Genomic DNA, 13,747 nt, shown 5'->3' on the forward strand with positions numbered 1-13,747 from the left:
ACGTAAGGAACACATTTTATTTAAAGAAGGGTATGGGTAATGTACTTTGATATTCATGAGGCAATTTCGCCTGAAATGCTGAATCGTCTTGCAGAAGTTACGGTAAAAGTGGGGTTAAATTTACAAGAGGGACAGGATCTTGTTTTGACTGCTCCAGTTTCAGCACTCCCTTTTGTTCGGCGTATTGCGTATCATGCTTATAAGGTTGGCGCTGGTGTCATTACACCCATTTTTAGTGATGATATGTTATCGCTTACACGTTTTGAAAATGCCCATATCGATAGTTTTGATTGTGCCCCTTCTTGGCTTTATGAGGGAATGGCGAAGGCTTTTGAAAATGGAGCCGCACGTTTAGCGATTGTTGGTGATAATCCTTTGCTTCTTTCCAATCAGGATTTTGATAAGGTTTCACGTTTAAATAAAGCCACTTCAATAGCTTATCAGCCGGCACTCAAGCAAATATCGAACTTTGCTATGAATTGGTCGATCGTTGCTTATCCAACAGCAGGGTGGGCTGAGGCGATGTTTCCTTCTTTACCGCTCAATGAGGCGATTAAAAAATTAGCGGATGCAATTTTTTCTGCTTCACGTGTTACAGAAGAAGATCCAGTGCATGCTTGGACTATTCATAATGCAAATTTGAAGAAACGATCATCTTGGCTTAATCAGCAGCGTTTTTCTGCCTTGCACTTCACAGGACCAGGGACTGATTTAACAGTTGGTTTGGCAGATGATCATGAATGGCATGGTGGTGCATCCGTTGCTCAAAATGGTGTCGTTTGCAATCCTAATATTCCGACAGAAGAAGTTTTCACGACTCCTCATGCTCATAAGGTTGAAGGCTTCGTTCGCTCAACAAAGCCCCTTTCCTATCAAGGAACACTCATTGATAATATTGAAGTACGTTTTGAAGCTGGGCGTATTGTTGAGGCCCGTGCATCAACAGGCGAGGCAGTTTTTCAGCAGGTTTTGCAAAGTGATGAGGGTGCAAGCCGGTTGGGCGAAGTTGCCCTTGTTCCTCATTCTTCACCAATTTCTAAGAGTGATCTTCTTTTTTATAATACCTTATTTGATGAAAATGCAGCCTGCCATATTGCTTTAGGGCAGTGTTATTCCAAATGCTTTTTAGATGGAGCATCATTGACATCAGAAGAGATTGCAGCCCGTGGTGGTAATAAAAGTGTTATTCATATTGATTGGATGATTGGCTCTGGTGAAATTGATATAGATGGTATTACGCAGGCAGGTGTAAGAGTTCCCGTATTTCGTAAGGGTGAATGGGCTTAATCCTGTTGTGCCGTAAAAAACGTCATTTGAGGTGAGTCAAGTCTCCTTGACAGGGGGAATATTTTTAGAGTACGCGAATGAATGTTCAAGATAGAGCTTGATCGTAGAGCCTTTCGTTAAGTGAATTACATGCGTATGAAGTCGAGAGAAGTCCACTTGACAGGAATCGTGGTTGTTTACAGACCAGATGGAGTTAAAAATTTTTGTTCTTTGAGGGCGGAGAAGAGGTCAATTTATCGGTGATACGACTGGATAAGTGCATAATTATTAAAGAGGAGTGATGCCTGAGCTTCCTGAAGTAGAGACGGTTCGTCGTGGACTTAAGTCTGTTGTCACTGATGCAAAGATAGTATCTGTCAAACTTAATCGTAGAGATTTGCGTTTTCCTTTTCCTGAGGCTTTTTCTGAACGACTGATTGGCAGAAAAATTCTAGAACTTGGTCGGCGTGCGAAATATTTATTATTTCATCTTTCTCAGGATGAAACGATTTTAAGCCATTTAGGAATGTCGGGATCATGGCGTATAGAGAATAATCTTTTAAGAAAAGCTTTTTCAATGACCAGTAAATTGGTTAAGCATGATCATTTTGTCATGGATATTCAGACAAGGAATGGTGAAGTTTATCATCTTATTTATAATGATGTGCGTCGCTTTGGGTTTATGCTTTTAGTTGATACGGATAAGCTTTATAAACATCCGCTTTTAAATAAGCTAGGGCTTGAACCTATGAGTCATGGGTTTTCTGGTCGTTATTTACAAAAGGCTTTTGTTAATAAAAAAGTATCTCTTAAGGGTGTTTTGCTTGATCAGTCTATTGTTGCGGGTCTTGGGAATATTTATGTTTGCGAGGCGCTTTGGCGGAGTCGCTTATCTCCACAGCGTGGTGCATTTACACTGGCATCAAAAACGGTATATGCACGTGAACTTGCAGATTCTTTAGCACAGAATATACGCAATGTGATTTCTGAAGCTATTTTGTCTGGCGGATCTTCTTTACGTGATTATATGCATGTGGATGGCTCTCTTGGTTATTTTCAACATGCTTTTTCGGTTTACGGACGAGAAGGCAAGGAATGCTTGCAATGTGGAACGCCTATTATACGTATTTTACAGTCGGGACGTTCAAGTTTTTACTGTTCACAGTGCCAAAAATGAATAAGGTCTCTTGCAAAATCCTACAAGAGGCTTAAAGTCAAATTTTTACAATTATACAAATATATGAGGCTTGAGAGGTTTTTTTTATGCTGAATAAAGTACTAACACATCTTGATGAGAATATAGAAAAGAGCCTTGAACGCCTTTTTTCTCTTTTACGTTTTCAATCGATTTCTACAGACTCGGCTTATAAGGATGCATGTCGTCAAGCAGCTGATTGGTTAGTAGAGGATTTAAAAAGCATTGGTTTTGAGGCTTCTCGCCGTGATACACCGGGTCATCCAATGGTTGTTGGGCATCATCCAGGACCTTCAGATGATTGTTTACATGTATTGTTTTACGGACATTATGATGTTCAACCTGTTGATCCATTGAGTTTATGGGAGGATGATCCATTTACACCTTCTTTAAAAGAGAGAGATGGAGAGAAAGTTATTTGTGCTCGCGGTGCTTCAGATGACAAAGGTCAACTTATGACATTTATTGAAGCATGTCGTGCATATAAGAAAGAAACAGGACAGCTTCCTGTTAAAGTGACTATTTTATGTGAAGGTGAGGAAGAATGTGCTTCTCCTTCTCTTATTCCTTTTTTAAAAGCAAATAAAGATGAACTTAAGGCTGATTACGCATTGGTTTGTGATACGTCGATGTGGGATGCTGATACACCATCTATTGCCCTTTCTCTTCGGGGAATTATGGCGGAAGAGATTATTATCACAGCAGCGAATCGTGATTTGCATTCTGGTTATTTTGGGGGAGTAGCAGCTAATCCCATTCGTATTTTAGCTAAAGTTTTGGCAGGACTTCATGATGAAAATAATAAGGTGACACTTTCTGGTTTTTATGATGGCGTAGAAGAAACACCTCCACATATTTTACAATCATGGAATGCGCTTAATTGTACTGCTGAAAGTTTTCTTGGTCCTATAGGTCTTTCCGTTCCTTCTGGTGAAAAAGGGCGGAGCATTTTAGAGCTTGTGTGGGCACGTCCTACTATGGAAATTAATGGTATTAGTGGGGGCTATGAAGGGGAAGGGATGAAAACGGTTATTGCGTCTCAAGCGAGTGCAAAAGTATCATGTCGTCTAGTTCATAAGCAAGATCCAGAGAAAATACGCCAAGCATTGCGTGATTATGTACGTGGCTCAATTCCTGCTGACTGTACGGTTGAATTTAAGAATCATGGTTCTTCTCCGGCACTTCAGCTTTCTGATGATTCATCTTTTACCAAGGCGGCAAAGGATGCTCTATCACAAGAGTGGGAAGTTCCTGCTGTATTAACAGCCATGGGGGGCTCGATTCCAATTGTAGCAGATTTTAAGTCAATTCTTGGTATGGAAACTCTTTTGGTTGGTTTTGGATTGGCTGATGACCGTATTCATTCGCCTAATGAAAAGTATAATTTAAAATCGTTTCATAAGGGGCAGCGTTCTTGGGCCCGTATTCTTACCGCTTTAGCAAATAGGAGGGTGAATGGCTGAGATTCGCGTTCATCAAGGTGATTTGCCAAACTTAGACAATTATAAAACTGATGCCATTGCGATTGATACTGAGACTTTAGGGTTACAGCCACATCGTGATCGTTTGTGTGTTGTTCAGATTTCTTCTGGAGATGGGACTGCTGATATTATACAAATTGCTAAAGGACAAAAGAGTGCTCCCAATTTGGTCAAGCTCCTTAAAGATAACGCTGTCACCAAAATATTTCATTTTGGGCGTTTTGATCTTGCTATTTTAGCGCATACATTTGGTGTTATGCCAGAGGCTGTTTTTTGTACAAAGATCGCTTCAAAACTCACACGTACCTATACGGATCGTCATGGATTGAAAGAAATTTGTAATGAAATGCTGAATGTGAATATTTCTAAACAGCAACAATCTTCGGATTGGGCGGCAGAAACGTTATCACAGGCACAAATTGAATATGCTGCATCAGATGTGTTATATTTGCATCGTTTAAAGGTTATATTTGAAGAACGTTTAAGACGCGAAGAGCGAGAAAGTGTTGCCAAGGCATGCTTTCAATTTTTGCCTATGAGAGCTAGGCTTGATCTTTTAGGATGGGGCGAAGTTGATATTTTTGCACATAGCTAACTTTAAAAATTGGCTTTTAATAGCGTGAATTATTGATGCAAGAGGGCAAAGTGCCGATAATTTGGGCATTTTGTCCTCTCATCTTTTCAGATAAGAATTATACATCAGTGCTCTTTGATTTGAAATTTAGGCAATAAAAGTACATTCACGAATTCATATTCTTTTTATGTTTGTAACAGCTTTTATTTGAAAAAAGAGCAATTTTGGAGAAGGGCTAGGAATATGTGGTAGGTCGTTGGAAGGCCTAAATCTCTGAAACTGATATATAGCCTAATTGGGGAAGAATATGGAAGGCATCAATGTAAAAAACAATATCCATCCTTACCATCATTAATTCTACTTTACGCCTTTCAAAAGTATCTGAAACAATGTCTGTTAAGTAATGCAGATTACGCATTGCCTAATACTTTTGTTTTTCACATTCTGTAGCGTAGTTATGCCCCCCACACAAAATAAAACACCCTAAACGGAATATATTTGGGTTGCTCATTCACGTGCTTTTTTAAGAAATCTTTCTTAAGGCACCCAAGCCCATTTCGCGGTAGTGCTCATGAATGATATAACAATCAAGCTCCCCATACGATATAAAATCTATTGAACACCACTGTTTTTATGTTTATGAAGTAACAAACTGCTACTATCACACACTTTACCAACACCCAGTTTTGTGACAGCCCTTGGTACGGTTCATAAGAGGCGTTTTTATTGTACAGTTTCACTCCACACGGTCTTTCCATTTGTAACGTGCATACAAATGATTTTGGTTGATTCAACATTGAGAGAGATTTGGAATGAGAGAATTTTATGGTATTCGGGTTCTAATTCAATATGAATAACGCTATATTATCATTATAAATCAAAATGTTGTAGGATTAATATATAAAGATTGACCACGATTACACTGAACAATGCAAAGAATGACATCTAGAAAGTGACCTAGAAACAAGTTAGCAGGAGCATGCTTTTGACGAAGTTAAAGTATTATAATAACTTTAGCGTTTAAATGGCTTCATAAGAAAAAACGCCTTTTTCTAGAGTTTTATCCATATATCAACCTCATTTATGATATGTAAGAAAATAATTTTTCTTAAGTCTATCGTGAAAAAGTTTGAAATGAGATAACCTTATGATACGGAGAGCATTCATTCAATAGAGGAATTATAAATCAATATGTTGATAGGATATTTGTGTCGTTTATTGTCCCTAGGCGATACTTCATGCTTTTATTCATTGCCAAACAAGTGATTTATATGTTGGCCAAGCAGGGCAATTTGCATTTATTTTAAAATTAAAAATGCTCCAAAGTTTTGTTTTTTGAGGATTTTCACTTTTTACCTATAAACATGCTGTTTTTTCTGGAAATTTGCAATGAAGACACTATGTAAAATCCATTATGGATATTTCTATGAGGTTAAATTTATGAACATAAAATATTTTATTACAGCTTTTGCTACTTTTTCTTCAATCTCTTTTGCTCAGGGTGCGAGCTTTTTGTCTTCTCAAAATTTCATAGAGGGCATATCTGATGTTGTTCTTCCTAGAAATCTTTTTTCTAGTGAACAGTTTAGCAAGATCTTCTCTGAAGTTGTTCAAATGGAACTTTCTTGCACAAATAACAGCCAATGCATAACAGCAGCGAAGTTACTACCTGTATCACATTCTGGTAAAAAAAGAGGACCTAAACCTAAAAAAGGACCAGGAAAAGGAAAACGGCCAAGCCTATTTGCACGAAATCCAATGAGTTTTTAAAAAGTAAGAAAACAACATCAAGAATTCTGACGTATGATCGGGAATTGAAGAAGGGGATATTTTTTATCACTTGAAAACAGGGGGGTGTTATTTGTTTGCGAAGGGTATTATGATTATGCGCCGGTTTATGAAGGGTACTGTTCGGAAAAGATAGGAGCAGGAAGATTTCGGTAAAGAATATACTGTATAGTGACGGTTGCTCGTTATAAACTTCATAGAATTATATAACGTGTAGATTTTGGATCGCTCTATTATGTTTGTTACAAATTCCCTCATTTGAAGTTCGGTTATATAAGCCATAGAGATTTGCCTTATTTAAGTGTTTTTAGGATACAGGGTGGAGCAGTAGGACTTTGTCCATAAAACCTTGAGTTAAGTAAACCACAAAGAGTGGGAAACCAAGACAAATCCGCTTGACAAAAATCTGGGCCGTTGGCATACAGGATCTGATGAGGACCCGTTCCTCTAAATCGAGCAGGAGGTCTGTGGTCAAGTATAAAAATGTTAAACTTTCGCTCTTTGTAGGCATATTTCGGCTATAGATAATTATTTATTTGTCTACGATTTAAAATATCAAATATATTTTCTGCCAACTTCATGATTTTTAAAGCAATGTTTTGTTTGAAAACTTTAAGAAAGATTTCTCATTTTTTCAGCTTTAGGAAGAGTTTTTAGATAAGTTTCAATGTTTATCATAGCAGTTGTTTGTCATGCGTTATTTTTTTCAATTTAGTTTATAAATAGAGTGTGAAATAGAGTACCTACAAAGAAGGCTGAAGCTTTGAAAAAGACTTTTTATAAGGTTGAGATAAAAAATGGTCAGTCTTTCAAAAACAATAAGAGCCTAAAGTAAAAACAAAAAGCGGGTAAGTTGAATGTGTTCTTGTTGCAATCCATGAAGTATTCGAAACTTTGTTTATGTGCGATACACATCTTTTACAGTAAAAAACAATCTAAAGAGCTATGCACCATTTGGACTTGTGAATGATGAAGCTAAAAACATTATTTGTATAAATTTAAATGGAACGGGTGCATTTGGCTTGTTCTCAATATTGTAATAGTTCTCGCTATCCTTGATATTGAGAGCTTTCATAAGAGGCATTTTAGCATTTTCTTAAACGGTTTCATTCATTTGCTTGTTTGTAACGTGTAGGCGGATGATTTTGGTTACTTTAAATAAAATGATTTAAGATGAGAGCATCTTTAATATTACAGACGAAAAGATAATTTTTGCATTATAATAAATATGCCATCTTTCCATAGCCAATAGCGCATGCTTTACACGGGGGAATGTCGCAGTTTTTTGCAAAATTTATAAAGATATGAGGAGAGGAATGCATTTATGCATAGGCATCGTTTAATTCTCATGTACTGCAGATCAAGCACTTAAGGGCGCTGTGATTGGATTTTTGTTTTTTTTATGAGTGTATCATTTTTGCTACAGATATCTGAAGTTTGGGCTCTATATGACATGACGTGTTCAAATAAATATTTCAGCTATGGAGAGAAAATATGAATATGAAATGGTTAATAACAGCTTCTGCTTTCGCTTTTGTTTCAGTTTCAGCGGCGCAAGCAGCAGATGTTATTGTTCCCCCAAGTCCAACACCTGTTGCTCCCGTTATTGTTGCTCCAACTTTTTCTTGGACAGGTTTCTACTTTGGTGGGCAGATTGGTGGTTTTTCGGGTAAAACGAAGATGGATATTCTCGCTAAAGGACAAAAGATTCCAGTAAGTGATGATTATTTGCCAAAACTATCTGGTTTCATGGGTGGTCTTTACGCAGGTTCCAATATTGATCTCGGCAATGGCCTTATTTTAGGTGTCGATACAGATATCATGTGGTCTAATAAAGATGACACAAAGACAGGAAAAACATATGTCATTACTCCAGATCACATCAATTATATTAACAAGCTATTAAAAGACGCTTCAATTAATATTGGTAAAGATGCGCTTGAAGCTGGTGCTAAACGAACCCACAGTTTTACTTTTAAAGAAAAGTGGGCTGGTGCAACACGTGTACGTATTGGTTTTGCTGCTGAACGCATTATGCCTTATGTTGCTGGTGGTATCGCCTATACACAGCTTCAAGATACTGCATCGATTTCAATAACAGGGAAAGATTCAGATAAAGTCATCGCTTCTGGTACCTTATCTGATGAAACAAAGACTCTTGTTGGTTACACCCTTGGTGTGGGTGCTGATTTAGCAATGACCAATAATATTATTGTCCGTGCGGAATATCGTTACTCCGATTTTGGTAAAAAGAAATTCTCAAATGATAAATATGAGACTTCTTACAAAACCAATGATTTCCGTGTTGGTGTTGCTTACAAATTTTAATAGATGGTAAGTTAAATAACAAAGAGGCTCTGTCAAGGATAGAGCCTCTTTCATTTTTTGTTGCTATATTATCACACATCCCATATTTAGAATGGGTGTAAAAAAAATATTATTAAGATTTTATTAAAAAATTTCATAAACAATAAACAAGAATTACATTTAAAATCAATAAGTTATTTACATGTGCAGTTTTTAGCTTCTCGTATAAGAAGTAGTTTTATCTTGGGTGAGTTGTCCATTTTCTGTGACTGTATCATTTTTACTACAGCTTTTTTTTTTGTAATCTTGTAGCACTGTGTTCATAAATAAATTAGGAGCAAAATTTATGAATATAAAATCTTTAGTAACAACTTCTGTTATTGCTATGGCGGCAGCTTCTGCGGCACAAGCTGCTGATGTTATCGTCCCTCGTGAAACAGCCCCAGCAGTTATCGCAGCAGCCCCTTCATTTTCTTGGACAGGTTTTTATATCGGTGGTCAAGTTGGAAACTTTTCAAGTAAAGTTGATGTATATGATTCAGAATCAAAAAAGAAAATTACAGATAAAGATTCAACACCTAAGCCTTCCGGTTTCATGGGTGGTATTTATGTAGGTTCCAACGTAGATCTTGGAAATGGTCTCATTCTAGGTGTTGAAACCGATGCAGTCTGGGCAGACCGCGAAGAATCAAAAACGCAGTCAGAAGTCATTGGGGACGCGGGCCTTGCAGGTTTCAAAACTGAGCTTACAGATGCTAAAGCTACAGTTGCTTCAGGAAAAACCATTGATGGTATCACGAAGAATGACAAACGTATAGAGGGCTTCTCTTTAAAAGAAAAATGGTCTGGTGCTACACGCGTTCGCATTGGTTTTGCAGCGGTTGACCGTATTATGCCTTATGTTGCTGGTGGTATTGCTTATACACAGGTACAGATGGTTAATTCTCTTAAGGCGGAAACAGCTGGTGGTACCGAAATCGCTTCTGCTAAAGTATTTGATAAATCAAAAACGTTTGTTGGTTTCACCATTGGTGGTGGTGTTGACTTCGCAATGACAGACAATGTTCTGTTACGTGCTGAATACCGTTATTCAGACTACGGTAAAAAAGCATTTGTAAAGGACGGCGATAAAATAGCTTACAAAACCAATGACTTCCGTGTAGGTGTTGCATACAAATTCTAATTTCATAAAAATGAGATTATAAGCACAAAAAGTATAAAGGCCTCGTTTAACGAGGCCTTTAGTTTATTAGCTCTCTATTTTATCTCTTTTAATGCCTTTTATTTCATCATACCATTTTGTGTTATAAGATTTTAAAGAAAAAATTTTATATTATAGAAGGCGAAAGGATAGTATAATCGGTTGTATAGCTACTATAAAATCTTATATCGCTACTTTTATTCTACGAACAAGAGAAAAGCATTCCATTAATCTTAAAAATAAGAAAAGATCATAATAATTAACTTTATTTTGCTTTTATAAGCCAAGTTAGAGCGAGCGTATTACGTATATCTGTTGGAGTAATCTCTGAAACAGGAATACAGTCTCATTGGGCGATTGCAAATATTACGCAAGTAATTTTTATGAATTCCTTTGCAAAAGAATTATAGTACATGCGTGAGAAGATATACTTGATGGTGAACAACCAATTGAAAAGATTGAGAACACTCCTAGTCCGAAACCTCTCCCTTTTTACAAGAGTTTTTGGAAAAAACTATGGAGGAGATGACATTAGGGGTGATGAAGTATATGGTCTTTCTAGAGATCCTCAGTGTTACGCAAGTAATTTTTATGTAAAAGAATTAAGGATTATGCTGGGGGAATGATGATGCAAACCAAAGACGTAACAGAGATTTTAAAAAGACTGGGCTGGGAGCCCCATCGCGATGAAGTGGGAGATACATTTGCTTATTATCATCTTTCTGATCGTATAATACGCATTCTCTATGATGTTGTAGATTATGGAGAGGATGGTGGAAGGTTGCGGCTATCAGTTGATCTTACTACAGCCGCTTATTGCCTTGCTAGGGAATATTCTAATGGTGAACAGTCGCGCTACAAATATGATGATATGTTGATTTCTGCAGAAGAAAATTTCGGAATTATAGCACAGAATCTTTCTGAAAGCCATATTGAGGAAGCTCTAAATAAAGTGATTGCATGGGCACAAACGCAGAATATTGAACAAAAATTGCGCGAAGAAGCTGCCAATCATTCTGCCGTTGCTGAAGCATTGCTTGGCGATATTGATGCTTTAAGGTCTGACAAGCCGGCATCCCAATTACATGTTCCAGAGTTTGCGGATTATGCAACCATAGAATGGATTGATCGCCTTATTTTATTTGCACAAGCCTATAAGAATGGGGAGTTAGACGATATTCTAACGCGCAAAAAACCAAAAAAGCAGCAGATGAGCCTTACTGCAGCAAACCGTATTCTTAAAACCCAAGGGTGGTTTTCTACGGAACCTGGAAAAATGTGGCTCTCTTTGCCAGATCGTTTTATTCAGTTTGATTTTGGTTTTGTACGCCTCCATGACAATTACAGTGTCCGTCTTGAAGCTGAGATCTCTAACGAAGAGATTTCTATAGCTTGTCGTTATATTCACTATAGGGGAGAATATAATTGGATACGACCTACGGATATTTATCAGTCTTTTAATACAATTGGGGGAGGGATTTTTAGTGGTTTTGGTAAAGGGATTGATATTTGTGTAGAGACATTGAATGAACAAGAGTTAACACAAATCTCTGAGCGGATAATACAATGGGCACGCGCTCAAGATTTACAAGCATCGATCGAAAGCAAAACAGTTGTTCAAAAATATAGTTACGATACAGATATAGTTTGGCATTTGGCTTGTTTAGCGTTGACAGGAAAGATCGATGTACTGAGATCTTATCAAAATTCCATTGCGGTAGGTACAATTTCTGAACATTTGGATGATGATGACGTAGAAAAATATGTTAACCATGCCGTTGAATTTGCTGAAAAACATCTGAAAATTCTTCATGAGAGAGAGGCTGCAGAAGCACATCTTGGTCCACAAGCTTTGATTACTTTCAATAAAGTTGCAGAGCAATTAAAACAAATGGGTTGGACAGTTTATCAGGATAAAAACTATAATTGCAATGCTTATTTCATAAGTAAAGACCGTATCATCAATATAATGTATAGCCTTCAAAGTGATGAAAAAGAGCCAATTGTTGCATTTAAGGCTTCCCTTTCAACACTTGGTTTTTCTAGTGCTCATAGAGAGATTTTCTATAATATGCCTCAATATACAGCTCTCAAAGAAGCAGAAGAAATTTATACAGTTTCTAGTACTGAATTGGATGAAGGCAAGCTAAAGCAGATTTGTACAGATATGCTTGAATGGGCTGAGCAGCAAAATGTCAATCAAATCATTTATGATTATGTAGCTTTTTCCCCAGACAGTGAACTTGATCTTGTAGCGCGTCACCTTATTGCGCTTGTTTTGATTGGGGATGTTGAAAAGCTCAAATCTTACAAGGAGAATTTTAGAAAGGGAAATCCTTTAGGTTTTGTAGAAGAAATCTCAAAATATAGAATTGATAATCTTCTCACTCTTGCACGTGGTTATCGAGTGGGTTTTCCAAAAAATGCTCCGATTTTGTTCCTTGATCCACAAACAACGTCTGTTGTTTCCAAAACAGCCTCTGTTGAGGAGACAGAGGAGATAGAGGAAACGGATGATAAAGATGCTCCATTGAATATGGAAAGTGCTCATGAACTTTTAAAAAGCTTAGGGTGGTCAACTGAGAAAATCAATGAAGATGACTATATGGCAAGCTATCAATTGGCGGATCGTGAAGTAGACATTCTTTATAATGACGAAATTGCTAAAGATTGTCCGCAATTTGATAGCGCCTTTTTGATTAGCACGGGCATTTTGGCTTCAGCTTGCAAATTCATTAATCCTACCCACACGGAAGATATCCCAGATATACAACTTAATTTTGAAGCCAAGGGACTGGAAATCTTTGAACCAGAAGTCACTGCGGATCGTTTAACACAGGCGCTTGATGATGCGCTAGAATGGTCAGTAACTGCTATTGATCTTTCTGAAAGACTTCGCTCTGATTATGGTATAGCTCCTTGGCAACAGGATGGAACGGATAAGGGAGATGATAGGGATGATGCTTTGCTTCATCTTGGCGCTCTTGCTTTGTTGGGTGATGTTGAGACCTTGCATTCTTATCAGCAAAGTTTTGCAGCAGGGGATCACCTAGGTTTTGACGAGAGCATCAACAAAACCCACCTTGAACGGGCAATAGCTTTAGCTAAAGAAGTAGCAAAAACAAAGCAAATGAGCTATGCTTTGATTGAACGGGGTGCAGAAAAGCTTGATGATCAACGAGAGGTTTCCAGCGAAGAGCAGCCTCACTCTTGGAAAGAGAAAATAGCTAAATTTATCGGAAAAAAAGACAAGAAATAGCCCTTTACTATCTCAAAAATTTTATAGAAAATAGAGTTTTGTCCAAAGCCTTTATCATCATTTGGCGCAAATGAACAGTGATAGAAACTTGTCTATTGTTATAGGTGGCGCTCTTAATCTTTGGGGAAAGTTTAAAGTCAAGGGCAAAGGGGATTTTACCCGTGGTGGGGTTCTTAGTGCGTCTTCAGAACAAGACTTTAGCAGTTTTGATTTAGATCTTAATGGGAAAGAAAAAGAATTTTCAAAACCCTTAAAACTAATAGATGGGAAGTGTTTTGAAGGTTCATGATAAACACAAAGCTGTGTGGTTTAATGCTTTTGTAGGAATTCAAAATTCCTTCATTATGGTGTTTTATAATTTTCACTAAAGGCTGTGCTTGATAGCGTGATATCTTATTTATGTGGCGTTTCATGTTGAGTGCATTTCTGGCAGTATCAGGGTTTGAGAAACAAATTTATTCTTTATATTGATGGGGATATTGAGGCTTACACATTGACTTTCTGGACAATTTTGGTTATAGACTTGAGAGTATAAGTATGGGGGGAATATCTTCACACGGTTACAATCAAGGTGTTTTGCCACTTGGTCTTTAGTTACAAAGATATGTGCTTTTATTAAAAGCGTCATAGGGTAGTGGCTGTTTTAATTTCTATTATCAATAAGGGTTGATGAAGC

General features: G+C 37.3%; 10 protein-coding genes and 1 pseudogene. 10 read left to right on the forward strand and 1 reads right to left on the reverse strand.

Features of this window, described 5'->3' with window-relative positions; all coding sequences use genetic code 11:
• Positions 1-39: 39 nt before the first annotated feature.
• The 4 genes from PVV66_RS05780 (at position 40) to PVV66_RS05795 (ending at position 4,537) form a co-directional block, all read left to right on the forward strand.
• Positions 40-1,287, forward strand: coding sequence for an aminopeptidase (locus PVV66_RS05780; RefSeq protein ID WP_273718267.1), 1,248 nt, complete (start codon positions 40-42; stop codon positions 1,285-1,287).
• Positions 1,288-1,567: 280 nt separating this feature from the next.
• The gene (gene mutM / locus PVV66_RS05785) at positions 1,568-2,443 is read left to right on the forward strand and encodes a bifunctional DNA-formamidopyrimidine glycosylase/DNA-(apurinic or apyrimidinic site) lyase (protein ID WP_273718268.1); all 876 of its coding nucleotides are present in this window, start codon (positions 1,568-1,570) and stop codon (positions 2,441-2,443) included.
• 86 nt (positions 2,444-2,529) lie between these two features.
• A complete protein-coding gene (locus PVV66_RS05790; protein WP_273718270.1) occupies positions 2,530-3,924 on the forward strand; it encodes a M20/M25/M40 family metallo-hydrolase in 1,395 nt (464 codons plus the stop codon).
• On the forward strand, positions 3,917-4,537 hold the full coding sequence (locus PVV66_RS05795; protein ID WP_273718271.1) for a ribonuclease D: 621 nt from the start codon (positions 3,917-3,919) through the stop codon (positions 4,535-4,537). The genes PVV66_RS05790 and PVV66_RS05795 overlap by 8 nt, the downstream gene beginning before the upstream one ends.
• Positions 4,538-4,781: 244 nt before the next feature.
• Here PVV66_RS05795 and PVV66_RS05800 read toward each other — a convergent pair whose 3' ends face one another.
• Complete coding sequence (locus PVV66_RS05800; protein WP_273718273.1) at positions 4,782-4,934, reverse strand: hypothetical protein; 153 nt, start codon at positions 4,932-4,934, stop codon at positions 4,782-4,784.
• A gap of 1,022 nt (positions 4,935-5,956) precedes the next feature.
• On the opposite strand from PVV66_RS05800, the gene PVV66_RS05805 reads away from it, so the two are divergent.
• From PVV66_RS05805 to PVV66_RS05830, 6 genes and pseudogenes are all read left to right on the forward strand, one after another.
• Positions 5,957-6,286, forward strand: a complete 330-nt coding sequence (locus PVV66_RS05805; RefSeq protein WP_273718274.1) for a hypothetical protein — start codon at positions 5,957-5,959, stop codon at positions 6,284-6,286.
• A gap of 1,512 nt (positions 6,287-7,798) precedes the next feature.
• A complete protein-coding gene (locus PVV66_RS05810) occupies positions 7,799-8,632 on the forward strand; it encodes an outer membrane protein (protein WP_273718276.1) in 834 nt (277 codons plus the stop codon).
• Positions 8,633-8,957: 325 nt separating this feature from the next.
• Positions 8,958-9,794, forward strand: a complete 837-nt coding sequence (locus PVV66_RS05815) for an outer membrane protein (RefSeq protein WP_273718278.1) — start codon at positions 8,958-8,960, stop codon at positions 9,792-9,794.
• A 373-nt stretch (positions 9,795-10,167) separates the two neighbouring features.
• Positions 10,168-10,341 (forward strand): annotated as a pseudogene (locus tag PVV66_RS05820) (SMI1/KNR4 family protein); the annotation flags it as partial.
• A 99-nt stretch (positions 10,342-10,440) separates the two neighbouring features.
• A complete protein-coding gene (locus PVV66_RS05825) occupies positions 10,441-13,071 on the forward strand; it encodes a DUF6990 domain-containing protein (RefSeq protein ID WP_273718281.1) in 2,631 nt (876 codons plus the stop codon).
• Between the two features lie 70 nt (positions 13,072-13,141).
• On the forward strand, positions 13,142-13,360 hold the full coding sequence (locus tag PVV66_RS05830; RefSeq protein ID WP_273718282.1) for a hypothetical protein: 219 nt from the start codon (positions 13,142-13,144) through the stop codon (positions 13,358-13,360).
• Positions 13,361-13,747 lie beyond the last annotated feature (387 nt).

This window comes from Bartonella sp. AU16XJBT (assembly GCF_028618665.1).
In the GTDB taxonomy this organism is placed as follows: domain Bacteria; phylum Pseudomonadota; class Alphaproteobacteria; order Rhizobiales; family Rhizobiaceae; genus Bartonella.

Bases quoted from the DNA above. Each gene is read 5' to 3' on its own strand.
- PVV66_RS05780 (WP_273718267.1), top strand. From the start codon at position 40: ATGTACTTTGATATTCATGAGGCAATTTCGCCTGAAATGCTGAATCGT.
- mutM (WP_273718268.1), top strand. From the start codon at position 1,568: ATGCCTGAGCTTCCTGAAGTAGAGACGGTTCGTCGTGGACTTAAGTCT.
- PVV66_RS05790 (WP_273718270.1), top strand. From the start codon at position 2,530: ATGCTGAATAAAGTACTAACACATCTTGATGAGAATATAGAAAAGAGC.
- PVV66_RS05795 (WP_273718271.1), top strand. From the start codon at position 3,917: ATGGCTGAGATTCGCGTTCATCAAGGTGATTTGCCAAACTTAGACAAT.
- PVV66_RS05800 (WP_273718273.1), bottom strand. From the start codon at position 4,934: ATGCGTAATCTGCATTACTTAACAGACATTGTTTCAGATACTTTTGAA.
- PVV66_RS05805 (WP_273718274.1), top strand. From the start codon at position 5,957: ATGAACATAAAATATTTTATTACAGCTTTTGCTACTTTTTCTTCAATC.
- PVV66_RS05810 (WP_273718276.1), top strand. From the start codon at position 7,799: ATGAATATGAAATGGTTAATAACAGCTTCTGCTTTCGCTTTTGTTTCA.
- PVV66_RS05815 (WP_273718278.1), top strand. From the start codon at position 8,958: ATGAATATAAAATCTTTAGTAACAACTTCTGTTATTGCTATGGCGGCA.
- PVV66_RS05825 (WP_273718281.1), top strand. From the start codon at position 10,441: ATGCAAACCAAAGACGTAACAGAGATTTTAAAAAGACTGGGCTGGGAG.
- PVV66_RS05830 (WP_273718282.1), top strand. From the start codon at position 13,142: ATGAACAGTGATAGAAACTTGTCTATTGTTATAGGTGGCGCTCTTAAT.